A 19,237-nucleotide genomic window follows, 5' to 3' on the forward strand; every position below is an offset into this window, starting at 1 on the left:
ACCCGCCTGCCCATCCTGAGGTCTCGCCGTAACCCCGCCGGTCGCTGAAGCGGCCCATTATGAACTGCCCCTGCGCTGATGCAAGGGCACTAAAGGATAGTTATTTGTTCGATTTTGATATGCTGGGCCTCGCCCCAGCCCTGAATGACGCTCTGAAACGCGCCAATTTCACCCAGCCCACTCCGATTCAGAACAAAGCGATCCCGCTTGCGCTGCAAGGACATGATGTCCTCGGCTTAGCGCAGACCGGAACCGGCAAGACGCTGGCCTTCGGTCTGCCGCTGATCGACCACCTTCTGGCGCAACCGGGTAAACCGGCCCCCAAAACGGTCAAGGCCCTGATCCTAGCGCCTACCCGCGAGTTGGTGAACCAGATCGCCGAGAGCCTACGTAACCTGACCCAAAAGACAAAGCTGCGCGTTGCTACGGTCGTTGGCGGTCAATCGATCGGGAAGCAGATCTCGTTCCTGTCACGCGGCACCGACATTCTGGTGGCCACACCAGGGCGCCTGATCGACCTAATGGAACGCGGAGCGGTCGATCTCAGCTCTGTTCGTCATCTGGTACTGGACGAAGCGGATCAGATGCTGGATATGGGCTTTATTCACGCCCTTCGCAAAATCGCACCACAACTTGGAACACCACGCCAGACCATGCTGTTTTCTGCTACCATGCCAAAACAGATGGAGGAGCTCAGCCAAGCCTATCTGAACAACCCTCAGAGGGTGCAGGTGTCGCCTCCGGGCAAAGCGGCAGACAAGATCACGCAATCCGTCCATTTCCTCGCCAAGCCTGAAAAGCCTAAGAAACTGCGTGAAATCCTCTCGGCCGATATGGATGCTCTGACATTGGTCTTCGCCCGCACGAAACACGGCGCAGAAAAGCTGATGAAGGGCCTTGTGGCTGACGGTTATAACGCGGCTTCAATCCACGGGAATAAAAGCCAGGGTCAGCGAGACCGTGCCATCAAGGCCTTTCGCGCTGGCGAAATCAACGTTCTGGTCGCCACCGACGTGGCCGCGCGAGGCATTGATATCCCCGGAGTGGCCTATGTGATCAACTATGACTTGCCCGAGGTTCCCGATAACTATGTTCACCGTATCGGTCGAACCGCCCGTGCGGGACGAGAAGGTGAAGGTATCGCGTTCTGCGCACCGGACGAATTGGATCAGCTCCGGCAGATTCAGAAGTTGATGAAAATCGAAATTCCGGTGGCAAGCGGAACCATGCCCGAAGTCGCGGAACCCAAGAAACCGCGGAATCGCGGCGGTTTCCGTGGGCGTGGGCCAAAGCCTCAGGCGGCGAACGCAGCCTCAAAACCTGGAACGTCCAAGCGTCGTCGGCCTCGCAGGCGTCCCGCTGCATAAGAAAAAAAGAAGGGCCGCGTTTTGTAACGCGGCCCTTTTTCTTAGTTGCCAGAGCTTTGTCGTTCGGCCTCAATCTCGCGCCACTTGGCGACGTTGCGATTATGCTCCTGAAGCGTCTCTGCAAAGGCATGCCCGCCCGTTCCATCCGCGACAAAGAAAACATAGTTTGTTTCTTCCGGCGCCACGGCAGCCTCAAGGCTTGCCAATCCGGGATTAGCAATTGGCGTCGGCGGCAACCCATCAATCACATAGGTATTCCAAGGCGTTGCCCTGCGCAGCTCACTCCTACGCAACCCACGTCCCAGCACGCCCTGACCCTTGGTGACACCATAGATCACGGTCGGGTCTGTCTGCAGCTTCATCCCCTGCTCAAGACGATTTACGAAAACGCTGGCAACCTGACCACGTTCATGCGGGACACCCGTTTCCTTTTCGATGATCGACGCAAGGATCAGCATTTCTTCCGGGCTACTGATGGGAAGATCGTCCTGACGGTTTTCCCAAACTGCATTGATGCGCAATTGCTGCTTATTCTGCATGTCCTGCAAGATCGCAGTTCGGTCGTCACCCTCGGTCAACTCGTAGCTGTCTGGCGCCAGCATACCCTCGGCCGGAATTTCTGCCACTTCGCCCGTCAGCGCATCAATCCCCTTCAGTGCTTCGGCCACCTGCCACGAGGTCACACCCTCGGCAACCGATACACGATACCGTGTGTCAGCATCCTGACGCTTTTCAGTATACTCGGCCGGGGTCTCATCTTCACCCGCTTCGAAGCTGGCAATTTCAACAAAATCCAATGTGGCCGGATCCAATTCCCGCACGCGAGTCTGAACACGAGTTACACCAATGCGATACTCAATCTCGGACCCGCACGTGCTGGCACCGCTGCTGGTGATCTCATCGATGATCTGCTTCATCGACGCGCCTTCGCGGACTAGAAAACTGCCTGCCTTCAACTGCTGCGACTTTTCGGTGTAGTCCGCACCAAGCCTGAAGATCAGAGCGCTGCTAATGGCTCCGTCATCTTCCAACTGCTGGCTGACCCGCGTCATGTTCGAACCGCTTTTCACCTGCAGGCACACAGCGTTTTCCAATGGGCCTTCGGACTTGTACTGCGACTGCCCCCAAAGGATCAGGCCGCCGATCAGAAACAGGCCAACCACCAGGATGGTCAGCGCGTTCGATGCAATGGCCCGCCACATTTAACTGACCTTCCCGAAGATCACGCTGGCATTGGTGCCGCCGAATCCGAACGAGTTCGAAAGCGCCACGTTGATCTCACGCTCGCGCTTTGCGTTCGGAGCCAGATCAATCGGCGTTTCAACCGCCGGATTGTCCAGATTGATCGTTGGCGGAGCAACCTGATCCCGAATTGCAAGGATCGAGAAGATCGCCTCGATTGCACCGGCTGCCCCCAACAGGTGCCCCGTGGCCGATTTGGTCGAGGTCATGGTCGCGTTGCCCGCATGGTCGCCCAGCAGGCGTTCCACAGCGCCTAGTTCAATCGTATCCGCCATGGTCGAAGTGCCATGCGCGTTGATATAGTCCAGATCCGTCGGCTCCAGCCCGGCACTGCGCAGCGCAGCTTTCATCGACCGTTCAGCGCCATCTCCATCCTCGGACGGCGCAGTGATGTGGTACGCATCGCCTGACATACCGTAACCCAGAACTTCCGCATAAATCTTCGCGCCACGCGCCTTAGCATGTTCATATTCTTCAAGAACCACGATGCCTGCGCCTTCACCCATGACGAAACCATCACGGTCCACATCATAAGGGCGACTCGCTTTCTTCGGATCGTCTGCATATTTGGTCGACAACGCCTTGCATGCGTTAAAGCCTGCAATACCGATCTCGCAAATACAGCCTTCACCTCCGCCAGCAATCATGACGTCAGCGTCACCAGCGCGGATGATGCGGCTGGCGTCGCCTATAGCATGGGCACCGGTCGAACAGGCCGTCACCACCGAGTGGTTCGGTCCCTTGAAACCGTGGCGGATGGACACTTGGCCGGACGCCAGGTTGATCAGAGCACCTGGAATAAAGAACGGCGATACACGGCGCGGGCCTTTGTCGCGGATCAGATTAGCGGTGTTGGCAATCGAGCCCAGACCACCGATACCCGAACCAATCAGAACACCTGTCCGCAGACGGTCTTCCTCATCTTCCGGCAACCAGTTCGCGTCCTTGCAGGCCATTTCCGCCGCCGCGATGGAATACAGGATGAAATCCTCAATCTTGCGCTGTTCTTTTGGCGGCATCCAATCGTCGGGATTGAACGTCCCATTGGTTCCGTCACCACGTGGCACTTCGCAGGCGTAGGTCGTAGTGACCCCGCTTGCTTCGGCATCGAAATGAGTGATTGGGCCCGCACCGGATTCTCCGTCCAGCAGCCGTGACCAGGTTTCCTCGACCCCACTGGCCAAAGGAGTGACCAATCCAAGACCGGTTACAACGACTCTGCGCATGAAATGCCTCTTGCCTGCTTCCTGTTTGAGAAACGCTAATACCCCGGCCCGGGGTCCGGGGGCAAGAGCAACGACCCATTCCCTTCCAGCATCATCTTGCCTAAACCGAAAGAAATACTGTGTGCCGCTGCTCGGAAGAGATTGAAACGGAAAACCGCCTTCTGCCAACGGGGGCAAAAGGCGGTTTTCACATTGCTAACTAATTATTGGAACTGCGCCACTGGTTCATGCGCGGCTTTCGCCACTTCCAGAGCTTCCTCCAGGCTCAGCGACTTGCGGAACAGTGCCCGTCCGACAATCGCGCCGGAAATGTTGGGGATATACGCCAACCGAGATATATCGTCCGCAGTACGCACCACACCGCTGGCAATGATCGGGGTGCGGGACTTTTCCGACAAGCCCGAAATCAAACCCAGCTGCGCTTCGACATCTTCCATATCGCTGTCGATATCCGTCACCAAAATTCCGGCAAAAGGAGTGTCTGCAAAGGCGTCAATGAATGCCTCCGGCGTAAACGCGCTCTGGCTGCGCCACCCTTCGGTCATGACAAAGCCCTGCCAGACATCCACCGCCAAAACGATCTGATCCGGATAGAACTTGGCAAGTTCCTTAACAAGGTGCGGGTCTCTTGCCGCAAGTGTGCCGACGACAATCCGCCCTGCCCCTTTGTCGATCCAATGTTCGATTTGTTCGCGGCTGCGCATACCACCGGCCAACTGAACTGGCATCTCGGCCGAGCGGATGATCTCTTCCACCAGTTCGGCATTGGTATCGCGGCCCTCAATCGCATCGAAATCCGTCAACTGCATCCACTCAGCCCCAGCGGCCGACCAGCTGCGCGCTGTTTCAACCGGGTCCACATGCCAGATCATGGCATTGTCCAAACGGCCTTTGTCCAATGTCACACACCGGCCGTTTTGCAGTTCCATAGTGGGGTAAATCCTCATGAGCCCGTTCCTCCGCTCAATCGCAATGCAAATCCACTATATCATACACGCCGGACTGACCCTGGATATTACCAGTTTCGGCAAACTGAGAACATTTTGCGGCATCGCCGAAAAAGGAATTACGCCCGCCGCGGAGGTCCGTTCCTACGCAACAACACGACCGGAGTGTCGTTGTAGTCGCATTCGCGCATAGCGACGTAACCCAACTTTTCGGCCAGTTTCTGTGACGTCGAATTTGCCAAATTCACCATTGCAACCAAGGGGCCTGGCATAATTCGGTCAAACCAATCATGCGCCGCCTGAGCAGCTTCCAGACCCAACCCCTGACCCTGAGCCTCGGGCACCAGTATCCATCCAGCTTCGGGGAAACTGTCGAAATCCTCACCGATCGCACGATTGCCATAGAAAAATCCCGCCTGGCCGATCATCTGTCGATTCGATTGCTGTACTACGGCCCATTGACCAAAGCCGGCCATCTGCCAATGCCCGGCGTTTCGCAAAAAGGAATCCCACGCTTCTCCTCGCGACCTCGGTTTCCCGCCAATGTGTCGAACGATACATGGGTTACGCCAGATTTCGGCGAACCGGTTGAAATCCTCGGGCCGCATGGCGCACAGCGTCAAGCGTGCCGTGTTTATCATCGGGGTGGATCTTATCATGCCCTAACCCGCTCGGAATTTTGCCTCTGGTAAATAGTTGCGAGTGATTTTCGCACCTGGCAAGCCTGAATCCCAAGCAGACATGAAAAAACGGCGCCTCCGTTGCCCGGAAGCGCCGCTTTTACTGATTTCGAAGCGATTAGGAGGCTTCGGAGATGAATTTGACGGCGTCGCCAAAGGTCTGGATGGTTTCGGCTGCGTCATCAGGGATTTCGATGCCGAACTCTTCTTCGAAAGCCATAACCAGCTCAACAGTGTCCAGGCTGTCTGCGCCCAGATCGTCGATGAAGGAAGCGTTTTCTGCTACTTTGTCTTCTTCAACACCCAGGTGCTCAACAACGATCTTTTTAACGCGATCTGCGACGTCGCTCATGACTATTCCTCATTCCATTTCAGGGCGTAGTGCCCGGTTCTGCCCTTGCCCGCTCAGGCTGGCTTTGATTTGCCCGGTCCGGGCGGTTTGGGTCCCGGTTGACCGGGAAAGTAGAAGGTCGACCACCCGGTCGACCCCTGCATTCATGTGCCGCCTATAGCACAGACGACACCCAAGGCAAACGCTTTCGCACCCGCCTTGATCCGCGCTCACAACATGGCCATACCGCCGTTAACATGCAAGGTGCTTCCGGTAACATAACCTGCCTCGGGGCTGGAAAGGTACAGAACTGCCGCCGCGATCTCGGTTGGCTCACCCATGCGACCGGCCGGAACCTGTTGCAGCAAACCAGCCTTCTGATCGTCGGTCAGCTTTTCAGTCATCGCCGTGGTGATAAAGCCTGGGGCGACCGCGTTTACAGTGATCCCGCGCGAGGCAACTTCGTGCGCTAACGCCTTGGAAAAGCCCACCATTCCCGCCTTGGATGCAGCATAGTTTGCCTGCCCCGGATTACCAATCGCACCTACGACAGACGAGATATTCACGATCCGGCCCCAACGAGCCTTCATCATGCCGCGAATAACGCCTTTGCACAATTTCATGGTTGCGGTCATGTTGACGTCGATCACGCTTTGCCATTCGTCATCGGACATGCGCATGAACAAGTTGTCACGGGTGATCCCAGCATTGTTGACCAGAATATCGACCGAACCCATCGCTTCGGCCGCTTGTTTCGGCAGCGCCGCTACCGCCTCGGAATCGCTCAGGTTGCAGGGAAGGACATGGGCACGTTCGCCCAGTTCGTCCGCCAGTGCCTGCAGCGGCTCGACCCGTGTGCCGGACAGCCCAACCGTTGCACCCGCGCCGTGCAGAGCACGCGCGATGCCGCCCCCGATACCCCCGGACGCACCCGTGACCAGCGCGTTCTTACCTGTCAAATCAAACATTCGGTTTCCCTCTTGGTGCGTCAGCTAAGACGTGTTTTGAGCTTACGATTCGGCCTGAACGGCCTTTTTAACATCTTCAGGAGTGCCCACAGCCTTGCCCGCAATTGCTCGGTCGATCTTACGGATCATGCCCGACAGCGCCTTGCCCGCACCGATTTCCCAAGTCTCGGTGACACCTTGTGCAGCCATGTACTGTACGCTCTCGCGCCAACGAACCGCACCGGTAACCTGCTCGACAAGCAATTGCCGGATCATGTCGGGGTCTGTAACGGCCTCTGCACGCACATTGGCCACCAGTGGCACGGCGGGCGCATTAATTTCAACGTTGGCCAGCGCGTCAGCCATCACATCAGCGGCAGGCTGCATCAATGCACAATGGAACGGAGCGCTAACCGGCAGCATCACCGCACGTTTGGCACCTTTCTCTTTGGCGATTTCTGCCGCGCGTTCAACGGCGGCCTTGGTCCCGGATACAACGACCTGCGTTGGGTCATTGTCGTTCGCAGCCTGACACACCGCACCCTGCGCAGCCTCATCTGCGACGGCACGAACGGCCTCAAGATCCAAGCCCAGAATAGCGGCCATTGCACCCTCACCGACGGGAACCGCACTTTGCATCGCCTGCCCACGGGTCCGCAGCAGGCGCGCGGTGTCGGCTATCGACAATGTGCCAGCCGCAGCCAGCGCCGAATACTCACCCAGTGAATGTCCGGCAACAAACGCGGCGTCTGTTACGGATACCCCTTCAGCCTCCAGCGCGCGCAAGGCCGCCATTGAGGTCGCCATCAGCGCCGGCTGCGCATTCTGCGTGAGAGTCAGTTCTTCAATCTCGCCGCCCCAGATCAAGCCGCTCAGTTTTTCGCCCAGCGCTTCGTCCACCTCATCAAAGACGGCCTGAGCAGCGGGGTATGCCTCGGCCAGAGCTTTGCCCATTCCGATTGTTTGGGCACCCTGCCCAGGGAAAACGAACGCGCGTGTCATTACAACCTCATGGATGACGTTAGGTTGCGGCGGGGTGTAAACCGACACGGGGCGCGGCACAAGTAGGGCCTGTAGTCTGCACTGTGGCACTCTTACTGTGCACAGCACGCTATTGTGTCCTGCCCCCATGCCTTTAGGTTGATCAAAACATCCCTTCCCGGAGCGTCCGATGTCGAAGACCAATACTTTTTCAAGCTACGGCAGTGTAACGAAAACGTTTCACTGGCTGACGGCTCTTTTGATTTTCACCGCCCTGCCGCTGGGTTGGATTGCCAATGATCTGGCCCACGCAATCTATGATCCCGCCATCGCGACAACCGAAGATGACATCGCGCGTGCGGCGCGTTTGTTCTCGCTGCATAAAACAGTCGGCGTCACAGTGTTCTTTGTTGCATTGGCTCGCATTCTGTGGGCTTGGACGCAAACCAAACCTGGGCTGTTGAACGCCGACAACAAACCCGAGGCTTTTGCGGCCGAAACGGTTCACTGGCTGCTCTATGGCTCGCTTGTATTTGTACCTCTCTCAGGTTGGGTGCACCACGCAGCGGCCGAGGGCTTTGCCCCGATCCTCTGGCCCTTTGGCCAAAACCTGCCTTTTGTACCGAAATCAGCGTATCTGGCCGAGATCACTGCCGGGCTGCACTGGCTGTTCGTCTGGACACTGGCAGGTTCGTTAACTCTTCATATCGCTGGCGCACTCAAGCACCATGTCTTGGACAGGGACCGCACACTTCGCCGAATGCTGCCCGGTGCATCGGACGCGCCTGAGCCGCCAGAACAGCACCACTCTGCTCTTCCTGCCATCTCCGCCCTAGTTGTCTGGGCCGCAGTGCTGATCGGAGGGTGGTCCATCGGGGTGTTCTCGCATCATTCACCGGCCGCCACCGACACGGCGGAGTTGACCGAAGTGCAATCGGACTGGCAGGTGCAAGACGGCACCCTAGCCATAACCATCACCCAATTGGGCAGTCCTGTCTCAGGGCAATTCGCTGACTGGACCGCCGCAATCGCGTTCGAAGATCCCGCCGAACCCGGACTTGCCGGAACGGTGGAGGTGACGATTGCCATTGCTTCACTGAGCTTGGGAACGGTCACGGATCAGGCCATGGGCGCAGATTTCTTTGATGGAACCCAATTCCCAACCGCTCAGTTCAAGGCTGACCTGTTCAAGACGGACACCGGTTACGAGGCTCGTGGTCCTCTGACGATCCGCGACAAGACCGTTGATGTCGTGCTGCCATTTGATCTTGAGATACAGGACGATATTGCCACGATGTCCGGAGGGTTGGAATTGAACAGGCTGGATTTTGACGTTGGCAAATCCATGCCCGCTGAAGATTCCCTGGCCTTTGCGGTGACTGTATCAGTTAATCTAACAGCCAAGCGCGCTGAATAAAAAAATCCGCCGGGGTCAAACACCCCGGCGGTATCATTTCAAACAGTCGAAACTGAGTTACTCGGCTTTTTGCGCCTCGATCGAGATTCGAACCTGGACCTCATCGCTGACGAAAGGTGCGAACTGACCTAGGTCGAATTCGCTGCGGACCAGCGTGGTGGTCGCGTCGAAACCCGCCCAGGGCTTGTTCGCCATCGGGTGATCCGCAACCTGGTTCAGCTTGGCATCTAGTACAACAGATTTGGTCACGCCATTCATGGTCAGATCGCCTGTGATGTTGGCAGTGTTTTCGCCAGTGACTTCGATAGCGGTCGAGGTGAAAGTAATCAGGTCTCCTTCGGTTACACCAAAGAAATCCTCGGTCATGAAGTGATCTTCGCGCGGTTTCCATCCGGTGAACATCTCAACAACCGGCATAGATACCGAGACGCTCGACGCAGCAGGGTTTTCCTGATCAAACATGATCTCGCCTTCAAAGCCCGAAAACATGCCTGTTGTGGTCGAAAAGCCCAGGTGGTTGTAGTCAAAAACGACCTGGCTGTGGCTTGGGTCCAAAACGTATTTCTCGGCGCTGGCAAATGCCGAGGTCGCCGTTACGACCAGTGCAGCAGCAAGGAGTGTGGATTTCATGACAATCTCCAAAATGTTGTGGATGCAAACCAATTGGGTTGCTCAAACAAGAAAATGTGCCGCCCTAGGGCGGCACACAAGTCTCATTCTCTCACAATTTCTGTTCTTTTTTGAACAGAATAAAAATCAGGCAAAGATTGTTACACTTCCGCTCAGTTGCCCCTTCAGCGCTCGGCTGACATCCGCCGATTGCAGCGGCAGCTTCATCAGAAGGCTGCCATCGACATCAAACAATTCAACCTGATCATCGGCAAAGCGGGCACCGCCGAGGGTTTCATAGCTGCGGCGCAAAACAGTTTGCGGGCGTCCGTTTTCATTCTTTTGCAGAACCCGGACCTCACGTCGGATCGGATCAAAATAGGCGTCCGGACGAGCATCAAGGATCTGAATCGTCAGCAGGCTGACGCCTACCAGCAAGAACATCAGCGATGCGGCCAGCTTGATCGGCCACACTTCGGTGGCCATCGCCGACCCCGGCACCAGCCACATAGAAAAGGCCATGACAATCAGAAAAGCGCCCACGACACGGGCCAGAACCATTCTGACTTTCCAGTTTGGTGCGAAGGTGATCAATACTGGTACAGATTTCTCATAGTTCGCGGTATTTGCGGACTCTTCGAAGGTATTCGTGTTAATCGCAGTCATTTTTTTCGCCCTGTTCTCAGGTTGCCGTCTTGGGTTCCGGCTGTTCGGATAGTCCCCGGTATGCAAAACAACTTTGAGCCGAAAAGCGTCAGGAATTAGGCAACGCAAAGGAAATAGCACGACTTCACAAAGGCATGTGCGGCAGGTCTTGTCCTTGGCGCTCAAACGTGTATATGGGGCCATCCTTCGCAAATTAGATGAATCGCGCAGCCTCTCGTGGCAGGGTCGCGAAGGACGAAACGGCCCCGCCTATGAAATGCGCCTTGATAGAAACAGGAGTGCACATGCCACTGTATGAGCATGTAATGATCGCGCGTCAGGACCTGTCCAACGCGCAGGCAGAGAGCCTCGTCGAACATTTCGGCACCGTTCTGGCTGACAACGGCGGCAACGTCGTCGAAAGCGAGTACTGGGGTGTCAAGACGATGGCCTACAAGATCAACAAAAACCGCAAAGGCCACTATTCCTTCCTGAAGACCGACGCCCCAGCTGGCGCCGTTCAGGAAATGGAGCGCCTGATGCGCCTGCATGACGACGTTATGCGCGTTCTGACCATCAAGGTTGACGAGCACGCCGAGGGCCCTTCGGTCCAGATGCAGAAGCGCGACGAGCGCGAAGGCCGCCGCGAGCGCCGTTGATCAACGCCTGACGAAAGGACATAAACCATGGCCGCAAAACCATTTTTCCGCCGCCGCAAGGTCTGCCCGTTCTCGGGTGAGAACGCACCGAAAATCGACTATAAAGACACTCGTCTGCTGCAGCGCTACATCTCTGAGCGTGGCAAGATCGTACCTTCGCGCATCACCGCCGTTTCGGCGAAGAAGCAGCGTGAACTGGCCCGTGCTATCAAGCGCGCCCGCTTCCTCGCTCTGCTGCCCTACGCCGTGAAGTAAGGAGAGACTGACATGCAAGTTATCCTTCTGGAACGCGTTGCGAAACTGGGTCAGATGGGCGACGTCGTTGACGTCAAGCCCGGCTACGCCCGCAACTTCCTGCTGCCCCAAGGCAAAGCGCTGAGCGCGTCCGAGGCCAACATCGCCTCGTTCGAAGCCCAGAAAGCCCAGCTTGAGGCCCGCAACCTGGAAACCAAGAAAGAAGCTGAAGCCCTGGCTGAAAAGCTGGACGGTCAGCAGTTCATCGTGATTCGCTCGGCATCGGATGCTGGCGCGCTGTACGGCTCGGTCACCCCGCGTGACGCCGCAGACGCCGCCACCGAGGCAGGGTTCACCGTCGACAAGAAGCAGATCGTTCTGATCGCTCCGATCAAAGAACTGGGCCTGCACACTGTCGCTGTGAAACTGCACCCCGAGGTCGAAGTCGAGATCAAAATGAACGTTGCCCGTTCGGAAGAAGAAGCCGAACTGCAGGCGTCGGGCAAATCGATCCAAGAACTGGCTGCTGAAGAAGAAGCCGCTGCCGAATTCGAAATCGCCGAGCTGTTCGACGATATCGGTTCTGCCGCATCTGAAGATGAAGAACTGGTAGCCGAAGAAGCTCCAGTTGAAGAAGACGAAGCCAAAGCCTGATTTGGCTAAGCTGTACGTTGAAGGCCGCACAATTTGTGCGGCCTTTTTTCATGCGCATCTCAAACGGGCAAAATTCAGCCAGAATTCAGACCTATGGTTGCAGCCGGCACGCCATTTCCTATCATCGCGGCCTGAAAGTCGGAGTTTAGTTATGACATCATTCCTGCGCCGCAGCGTCCTGACCATGCTGCTGATAGCCCCCTTTGCTGCCTGCGGCGGGCCAGATACAGCGTCACAGGCCGCTTTCGATCCCCCACTCTATCCCAACGAAACGCCGGAACTGCGTGCATCAATCAACCATTGGGCGGATCACTATGATTTACCACGCGAGTTGGTCCACAAGCTGGCTATCCGCGAAAGCACGCACCGCCCCTGGGCTGTAAACCGCCCCTACTATGGCTTGCTGCAAATCCTGCCCGCTACCGCCCGCTCCATGGGGTATACAGGCAATGCCAAAGGGTTGCTGGACGCAGACACAAACCTTGAATTCGCCGGCAAATATTTGCGTGGCGCATGGCTGTTGTCAGATGGCGATCAAAAGCGCGCAATCTTCCTATATGCCAAAGGCTACTACCCCGAGGCCAAAGCCCGCGGAATGTTGGTCGAAACAGGGCTGGTTGCAGCTCAATAATACTACGTTCAGCCGAGACACATCAAAACTCATTGTGCGCAAATAGTGGCAATTATGCAGTGTTACTCATTACGTGCTCGAAAATGCGCAGACAATTAGTAGGTCACCTTGTCATATTACCCAAAATGTGATGTGCTTTTTGACGTTAGGTCAGATGGGGTCGAATTGATCCCTTCACGGGGATGAATATGCAGTCGACCTGGTAGCAGAGGACTGTTGGTATAAGCAGTATGGAAATTGTCGATCTGAGTACCCTTCCAGATTCAGAAACTCGGTACACCGAGTTTCTGCGGCAGGTTTGCGAAAAGCACGACATGGATCATGCAGCATACGCGGGCATGAACCCAGCAGCGGGCAAAGTCTCGGGCTATGTGACTTACGGCGATGACTGGAAGGAACATTATCAGAAACAGGGTCTGATCATGATTGACCCAACCCTGCACATGAGCCGACGCAGCATCGCCCCCGTCGATTGGAGCCGCCTTGAAAGAAGCCCTGAATTTCAAAGGGTTTTTCGCGATGCGCATGACTTTGGACTCCCGGATCAGGGCATTACTATTCCCGTCCGAGGCCCCTATGGTGACATTGGCCTGCTGAGCGCGACCAGAGATTGCAGCAAGGATGAGTGGAAGAAACTGGTCCCCAATGTCATCTCTGACCTGCAATCCATGGCCGTGCACATTCATGACTCGGTTGTAACGTCTGAGGCCACTTCAAGCGCGCTTTACCACCCCACCCTGTCAACGCGCGAGGCTGAGATATTGCAGTGGGTCGCAGCCGGAAAGTCTCAGCAGGATATCGGCGACATTCTGTCTATTTCACACCGTACGGTCGAAGTGCATCTGCGGTCGAGTCGCGAAAAACTTAGCGCGTTGACCACGCCTCAGGCCGTCGGACGTGCAATTGCGATCGGGTTAATTACGCCTGGTTGAACAAAAAATTGCCCAAAACCCCGTCAAAATACGGGAAACCCCCAATAGAAAATCTTCCCCACACCGGTAACCTTTGAAGTACCGAATAACCACTCGAAGGGGGAAGAAATGATCATCGTGGTAGATGGGCTGAACAGGCATCTGTTCAGCGAAGTTCTTGACGAAATGTTCGAGTTGCGCGCGCGTGTCTTCGGAGGGCGCCTCGGATGGGACGTTAACATCGAAGATGGCAAGGAAATCGACGATTTCGATCATCTGGACCCGGCCTACGTGATTGGACTCGACGACGGGGGGAATGTCGTCGCAGCCGTGCGTGCCCTTCAGACCACCGGCCCGCACATGTTGGCGGATGTTTTTCATGCGATCTTGGACGGCGAAGCACCTATCCGAAGTGCAACAATGTGGGAATCGACCCGCTTCTGCGTCGATACGCAACGCCTGTCGCGCGGGAAGGAGAAGAACTCAGTCTCTTACGCCACCTGCGAACTTATGATCGGCTCGCTTGAATATGCACGCAGTGCGGGCATTCAAGATATCATAACGGTGATTGATCCTGTCATGGATCGGGTCCTGAAACGGTCGAACTGCGCCCCATATGACTATGTCGGAAAGACAGTGCCGATGGGCAAAGTCCCCGCGTTGGCCGCTCTGCTAGACTGCACAGAAGAGCGTATTTCAGGGCTTCGTGAGTTTGCGAATATCCACGAGGACGTCTTTATCGACGAAGACGCTGCGCTGGAGATGTTCGAAGCGAAAAAGGCAGCCAATCTGAACCCGGCCAACCGGGATCACAAACCGCTTTCGGATCTTGAGAAATACTTCGTTGAGCAGATGCATTCTGCGCGCAACGAAGAGGAAAGGCAGGCTGTCCTGAAGCTGATCGAAGCACTTTCCGATACCTTCACGCCAGAGCAGAAGATCGCTCTACTAAGAACCCCCCGTGCTTTTGCTCATGAGGCCTGACCCCCTCACCTCATAAGTTAAAAGCCACCCACACGGAGCCGTCTACTTAAAGACGGCTCCGTTTTTTGGTGTGCCCATGCGAGGATGGGCGGAAGAGGATTATTCCTCTTCCAGCGCCTCAACGGCTTTTTCCAGATCGTCTTTGCTGACTTCTTTGTCTGCAACCTGCGCCAGCTCGACAATGTAGTCGATGACCTTGTCTTCGAAGATCGGCGCACGCAGCTGCTGCTGCATCTGAGCGTTCTGTTGCACAAACTCAAAGAACTGACGTTCTTGACCCGGGTACTGACGCGCCTGGTTCATGATCGCTTGTGTCATCTCAGAGTCGGTCACTTCGACCTCGGCCTTCTGACCCAGCTCAGCCAGCAGCAGGCCCAGACGCACGCGGCGTTCGGCCAGCTTGTTGTGTTCGTCGGTGGGCTCGATCTCTGCGTGGTCGTGGCCTTCCACTTCCGGGTTTTCTTCGTGCCACAGCTGGTGTGCGATCTGCTTGGCTTCTGCTTCAACCAGCGACGGCGGCAGATCGAACGAGACTTTCTCGTCAAGTACGTCCAGCAGCGCGCGCTTCATAACCGCGCGCGATGCACCGGCGTATTCCGCTTCCAGACGCTCAGCGATTTGACCTTTCAGCGCGGCCAGATCTTCGGCACCGAATTTGGTGGCCAGCTCATCGTTGACCTCGGCAGCGACGGGCTCTTTCACCTCTTTCACAGTACAGGTGAAAACAGCGTCTTTACCGGCCAGATGCTCGGCACCGTACTCTTCGGGGAAGGTAACGTTGACGTCTTTGACTTCTTCAGCTTTTACGCCAACCAGCTGCTCTTCAAAGCCGGGGATAAAGCTGTTGGAGCCCAGAACCAGCGGGTAATCTTCCGCCGAACCGCCTTCGAACTCTTCGCCATCAACCTTGCCAACAAAGTCGAATACGATCTGATCGCCGTCCTTGGCTTTCGAACCTTTGCGGCGGGCTTTAAAGTCCTGCGCGGTTTCGGCCAAGTTGTTCAGCGCTTCTTCGACGGCGGCATCGTCCGCTTTGACAACCAGCTTTTCCAGCTCAACCGATTTCAGGTCGACTTCGGGGATTACCGGCAGAGCTTCGTACGACATCGCAACTTCGACATCGTCGCCTTCTTTCCAGTCCTCATTGGTCATCTTGACCTCGGGCTGCAAAGCTGGGCGCTCACCGCTGTCTTCAAAATGCTTGTTCATCGCACCGTCGATGGACTCTTGCATAGCTTCGCCCAGCAGGCGCTGACCAAACTGCTTTTTCAGCAGCGCCATCGGCACTTTGCCTTTGCGGAAACCCTTCATCTCGATTTCAGGCTGCGCTTCGACCAGTTTCTCGTTCACTTTGTCGTCTAGCTCAGCCGCGGAAACGATGATGTTGTAGCCGCGTTTCAGACCTTCGTTCAGCGTCTCGGTAACCTGCATTATGGTAGTCCCCATAGGATTCGGGGCGCGCAAAACGGCGCGCCGGGCAAATTTGACGCCTTCTATTTGCCCTGCCGTCCGCGTGCAAGGGGCAAAGCCCGGATCAGCCTTGTTTTGCCGTCGATTTGAACAAAAAAAACGCCCCGGAAAGGTCCGGGGCGTGTTTGGTTCTTAAGGAATTCAATCAGAACCGCCAGCGGGCACCCAACACCCAGGCTTCGTTATTGTCAAAAGAGGTGCCATCGTCGAAATCGTGGTTGCGATATTTCAGATAGACATCCGTGTTGATGGCTTCGACCTTTTGCACAACCGCAATGCCCCAGGCGTCCGTACTCGATCCGTCTGTGTTGAAATCTGCGCCGTTGTAATAGTCGATCCCGACCCCGGTCTTACCCCAGGAAATCCAGTCACCCTCGTACGAAATCTTACCGTACCAGTAATTCGGATCGCTCGCGCCGGATTGTTCATCGTCACGCGTACCGGCGGCAACCGTGAAACCCAACCCGCTGGGCAATAGGACCGAAGCCGACCCGATCGTGTCGTTGCGATCACCTGAATTGTCGTCGCGGTCCCGCACCGCGTAAGCCGCACTTGCCGCAAATTCGATACCACCGGCAAAGGTGTTCGAGTAGAACACGCCAACATCGTAATAGGTGTCATCGTCGCTGCTGGACAGAATGTTCTCACCATAAGAAAAACCGGCCGAGAACCCATTGAAATCAGGCGTATCGTAACGAATTCGCCCACGACGCGCACCATCAAAGTTGCTGCTGCTGTCACCAACGGTAATCCCACTCAGAAAGCCGTTTGTTTCGCGGTAGAAAAAGCCCGAGTTCTCATCGTTGGTAAACGAATAAAGAGCGTTCCCAACAAACGAGAGATCAGTTTCCGCAGCCCCATCAGACACCATGCTGCCCTGACCAGCCGAAAACTTGCCGTAGCTGCCCTTTAGTGCAAAGTCGACATGGCGAATGTCTTCCCGTGTCCACCCACTGAAATCGGTACCCAGCTGATTCCATTCCGTCGAATTGGGCAGACCCAATGCGGTTTCGAAACGGAACGTAAACTCATTGGCTCCGTACGGTTGCATCAAACGCAGGCCCACACGGCTGTTGGACAAATCGTTGTCCAGAACCCGTGTATCCGTTTCCTGCCCGTCATCCACCGAGATCAACGCAGGGCTCAACTGTCCATATAGCAGGACATAACCACCGCTGTTGTTTTCGTATTTCAACTCTGCTGCAGCTGGAATTGCCGTCGTCACAACCAGCGCTGCGGCAACTGACGGGATTCTCATCTTCACTGTCATTTTTCTCACCATTAGTAATTCGGCATTGGAAACTGTTAACCAATCGACCTAGAGCGACAGTTCCAACACCCATTGAACCGATCAATTCAGTCTTCGAGTTTTTGCCTTACGGCTCAAATCGGCAAAAACTAAATCACATTTATTTCAACACATTGAGCACAATGCCCCAGAAGACACCAGAGGCATCTGGGCCAAGTCTGACACTCTGACTCACGCCTTACAAAACATACATTTGAATTACTGCATTTTTTGCAGCCATTTCCCGCCTACCGCAGCAGAAAGCGGCTGTTTTCCGCCTAAGCTTCAGCACTCCAGGCTCTGAAGGACTTTGGGCAACTGTTCAGGCAAATCTTCCGCAATAAGGCCCGGCCCAAAACTGCGCGCGCATTCCACATGCAACCAGGCCGCTGTTTCCGCCGCTTGCATCGTGTCAAACCCGCGCGCCAGCAACCCCGTGATAAACCCCGCCAGTACGTCGCCCGCACCAGCCGTCGCCAGCCACGGAGCCGCGCGTTCATAAAACGCCGCGTTGATCGAGCACCGCCCGTCCGGCGCAGCGATCACCGTATCCGGCCCCTTGAAAAGAACTACGCACCCTGCCCGCTTCGCCGCCTCACGCGTTGCGTCAACCTTGGAGTAGGCCGGACCTTTGGTGGGAACTGCGTTCAGTTGTTCGGCAATGTCCGGGAATAGTCGTGCAAATTCGCCACCATGCGGAGTCAGAACGCATTTCTCGTGCAGCATCCCGAATAACTCTGCGGGATCATCTGCATAGGCAGTCAGGGCATCCGCATCCAGAACCGTCGACCGCCCTGTGGCCAAAACAGTCGACATCAAGTCACGCACGTGCCCTGTTCCCATGCCGGGACCAACGCACAAAGCATTCAATCGTTCATCCGACAAAATTTCCGACAAACCTTCCGCGCCCTCAACCCGACGCAACATGACTGCCGTCACCTGCGCCGCAACCTCCATCTGTGCTGCCGGAGGCACCCCAAGCGTCACCAGCCCCGCCCCGATCCGCAAAGCCCCCCGCGCGGCCAGTCGTGCGGCCCCGGTTTTACCAGCACCGCCAGACAGGATAAATGCGTGACCGTGAGTGTATTTGTGGCCTTGCTCGAATTTGATGAGTTCACGTGGATCAGCGGATATATAACCGTCGGCATTCAGATTGACCTCAGCCAACCGCACCAAATCAAAGCCACTCCCAAGGGAAACATCCCTTTCAAGACCAATCGATTTGACGACAACCTTTTTACAGGCCTGAACACCTTCTGAAAGAAACTGACCAACTTTATTTGCATGAAATGTAACCACCAGTTCGGCATGATAGCTGCACCCAATCGACTTTCCGCTATCGGAACATGTTCCGGACGGAACATCGACGGCCACGCGTTTGACATTCTCATGCGAAACTAGGTTTTGAAGAACTAAATCGAACCCTGAAATATTGTCCTGCAATGGCTTGGACAGCCCTGTACCGAACACGGCATCGATGAAGACGACCGGCACAGCGGATGCTACAAAAACATCCATTAGATCGAGACGCTCATTAGTTGACAGGTCTAAAGGCGGATGCACTTCTCCTCTTTCCAGCCACCTCTCGTAATTCACACGCGCATCTGGCGGCAGCTTCTCTGGATCCCCATACAGAAAAACCTCCACCTCCCAACCCTGTTCTTTCAACAGCCGCGCGACAACGAAACCATCACCCCCATTGTTCCCCGGTCCGCACAGAACCACAGCCCGACCAGGCGATTTTGCCAGTTCCGGCCACTCTTCAATAATCGCCTCGACAACGCCCCGCCCGGCCCGCTCCATGAGCTCCAGCCCGGTTACTTCACCAGACTCAATCACGGCCTGTTCGATGGCTCGCATTTGTGCAGCAGTCAGTAATTCCGTCATACAAAACCCCCTGGCGATTCAATTCCGATTACTTTTTGTGCAACTCGATCAAAATTTCATCCAGCGCCTATTTTCTCCGCACCGCCGCACGGCCTTTTCCGCAATCACATTGCCGCCCGATCTTAGA

General features: G+C 55.8%; 20 protein-coding genes. 8 read left to right on the plus strand and 12 right to left on the minus strand.

The genetic code is table 11. The annotated features are described in order from the left end of the window. Positions 1 to 104: 104 nt before the first annotated feature. Entirely contained in the window at positions 105 to 1,367 is a 1,263-nt protein-coding gene (locus ACR0IY_RS04620; RefSeq protein WP_480670703.1) for a DEAD/DEAH box helicase, read from the plus strand. 41 nt (positions 1,368 to 1,408) lie between these two features. Here the strand turns inward: ACR0IY_RS04620 and mltG are convergent, their stop codons facing one another. The 7 genes from mltG to fabD form a co-directional block, all read right to left on the minus strand. Continuing rightward, positions 1,409 to 2,569, minus strand: coding sequence for an endolytic transglycosylase MltG (gene mltG / locus ACR0IY_RS04625; protein WP_480670705.1), 1,161 nt, complete (start codon positions 2,567 to 2,569; stop codon positions 1,409 to 1,411). Then, positions 2,570 to 3,835 carry a beta-ketoacyl-ACP synthase II gene (fabF, locus tag ACR0IY_RS04630; protein ID WP_480670707.1) on the minus strand — a complete coding sequence of 422 codons (1,266 nt, stop codon included), beginning with the start codon at positions 3,833 to 3,835 and terminating at the stop codon, positions 2,570 to 2,572. Positions 3,836 to 4,038: 203 nt separating this feature from the next. Further along, on the minus strand, positions 4,039 to 4,782 hold the full coding sequence (locus ACR0IY_RS04635; RefSeq protein WP_480670709.1) for a 1-(5-phosphoribosyl)-5-[(5-phosphoribosylamino)methylideneamino]imidazole-4-carboxamide isomerase: 744 nt from the start codon (positions 4,780 to 4,782) through the stop codon (positions 4,039 to 4,041). Between the two features lie 119 nt (positions 4,783 to 4,901). Beyond that, positions 4,902 to 5,441: a GNAT family N-acetyltransferase gene (locus ACR0IY_RS04640; RefSeq protein WP_480670711.1), complete on the minus strand. Its 540-nt coding sequence runs from the start codon at positions 5,439 to 5,441 to the stop codon at positions 4,902 to 4,904. A 139-nt stretch (positions 5,442 to 5,580) separates the two neighbouring features. Further along, positions 5,581 to 5,814 carry an acyl carrier protein gene (locus tag ACR0IY_RS04645; protein ID WP_008756330.1) on the minus strand — a complete coding sequence of 78 codons (234 nt, stop codon included), beginning with the start codon at positions 5,812 to 5,814 and terminating at the stop codon, positions 5,581 to 5,583. Between the two features lie 209 nt (positions 5,815 to 6,023). Then, complete coding sequence (fabG, locus tag ACR0IY_RS04650) at positions 6,024 to 6,761, minus strand: 3-oxoacyl-[acyl-carrier-protein] reductase (protein ID WP_480670713.1); 738 nt, start codon at positions 6,759 to 6,761, stop codon at positions 6,024 to 6,026. Positions 6,762 to 6,803: 42 nt separating this feature from the next. Then, positions 6,804 to 7,742 (minus strand): ACP S-malonyltransferase, encoded by a 939-nt coding sequence (fabD, locus tag ACR0IY_RS04655; RefSeq protein ID WP_480670715.1) that lies wholly within the window; start codon positions 7,740 to 7,742, stop codon positions 6,804 to 6,806. Positions 7,743 to 7,911: 169 nt separating this feature from the next. Here fabD and ACR0IY_RS04660 point away from each other — a divergent pair, with 169 nt between their 5' ends. Further along, positions 7,912 to 9,138, plus strand: a complete 1,227-nt coding sequence (locus tag ACR0IY_RS04660) for a cytochrome b/b6 domain-containing protein (RefSeq protein WP_480670716.1) — start codon at positions 7,912 to 7,914, stop codon at positions 9,136 to 9,138. A 57-nt stretch (positions 9,139 to 9,195) separates the two neighbouring features. Here ACR0IY_RS04660 and ACR0IY_RS04665 read toward each other — a convergent pair whose 3' ends face one another. Continuing rightward, positions 9,196 to 9,768, minus strand: coding sequence for a YceI family protein (locus tag ACR0IY_RS04665; RefSeq protein ID WP_480670718.1), 573 nt, complete (start codon positions 9,766 to 9,768; stop codon positions 9,196 to 9,198). 126 nt (positions 9,769 to 9,894) lie between these two features. Then, positions 9,895 to 10,413, minus strand: coding sequence for a hypothetical protein (locus ACR0IY_RS04670; RefSeq protein ID WP_480670720.1), 519 nt, complete (start codon positions 10,411 to 10,413; stop codon positions 9,895 to 9,897). A gap of 284 nt (positions 10,414 to 10,697) precedes the next feature. On the opposite strand from ACR0IY_RS04670, the gene rpsF reads away from it, so the two are divergent. The 6 genes from rpsF (at position 10,698) to ACR0IY_RS04700 (ending at position 14,465) form a co-directional block, all read left to right on the plus strand. Then, on the plus strand, positions 10,698 to 11,051 hold the full coding sequence (gene rpsF, locus ACR0IY_RS04675; protein ID WP_170349078.1) for a 30S ribosomal protein S6: 354 nt from the start codon (positions 10,698 to 10,700) through the stop codon (positions 11,049 to 11,051). Positions 11,052 to 11,078: 27 nt separating this feature from the next. Further along, complete coding sequence (gene rpsR, locus ACR0IY_RS04680) at positions 11,079 to 11,306, plus strand: 30S ribosomal protein S18 (protein ID WP_005608650.1); 228 nt, start codon at positions 11,079 to 11,081, stop codon at positions 11,304 to 11,306. A gap of 12 nt (positions 11,307 to 11,318) precedes the next feature. Then, positions 11,319 to 11,939 carry a 50S ribosomal protein L9 gene (rplI, locus tag ACR0IY_RS04685; RefSeq protein ID WP_480670721.1) on the plus strand — a complete coding sequence of 207 codons (621 nt, stop codon included), beginning with the start codon at positions 11,319 to 11,321 and terminating at the stop codon, positions 11,937 to 11,939. Between the two features lie 151 nt (positions 11,940 to 12,090). Continuing rightward, on the plus strand, positions 12,091 to 12,570 hold the full coding sequence (locus ACR0IY_RS04690; RefSeq protein WP_480670723.1) for a transglycosylase SLT domain-containing protein: 480 nt from the start codon (positions 12,091 to 12,093) through the stop codon (positions 12,568 to 12,570). A gap of 230 nt (positions 12,571 to 12,800) precedes the next feature. Continuing rightward, positions 12,801 to 13,502 carry a LuxR family transcriptional regulator gene (locus tag ACR0IY_RS04695; protein ID WP_480670725.1) on the plus strand — a complete coding sequence of 234 codons (702 nt, stop codon included), beginning with the start codon at positions 12,801 to 12,803 and terminating at the stop codon, positions 13,500 to 13,502. Positions 13,503 to 13,610: 108 nt separating this feature from the next. Further along, positions 13,611 to 14,465: an acyl-homoserine-lactone synthase gene (locus ACR0IY_RS04700; RefSeq protein ID WP_480670727.1), complete on the plus strand. Its 855-nt coding sequence runs from the start codon at positions 13,611 to 13,613 to the stop codon at positions 14,463 to 14,465. 99 nt (positions 14,466 to 14,564) lie between these two features. Here ACR0IY_RS04700 and tig read toward each other — a convergent pair whose 3' ends face one another. From tig to ACR0IY_RS04715, 3 genes are all read right to left on the minus strand, one after another. Further along, positions 14,565 to 15,896, minus strand: a complete 1,332-nt coding sequence (gene tig, locus ACR0IY_RS04705) for a trigger factor (protein ID WP_480670729.1) — start codon at positions 15,894 to 15,896, stop codon at positions 14,565 to 14,567. A 184-nt stretch (positions 15,897 to 16,080) separates the two neighbouring features. Beyond that, a complete protein-coding gene (locus ACR0IY_RS04710) occupies positions 16,081 to 17,205 on the minus strand; it encodes a porin (protein WP_480670731.1) in 1,125 nt (374 codons plus the stop codon). A 303-nt stretch (positions 17,206 to 17,508) separates the two neighbouring features. After that, positions 17,509 to 19,110 (minus strand): NAD(P)H-hydrate dehydratase, encoded by a 1,602-nt coding sequence (locus ACR0IY_RS04715; protein WP_480670733.1) that lies wholly within the window; start codon positions 19,108 to 19,110, stop codon positions 17,509 to 17,511. Positions 19,111 to 19,237 lie beyond the last annotated feature (127 nt).

Source organism: Ruegeria sp. BC1, from assembly GCF_056539305.1.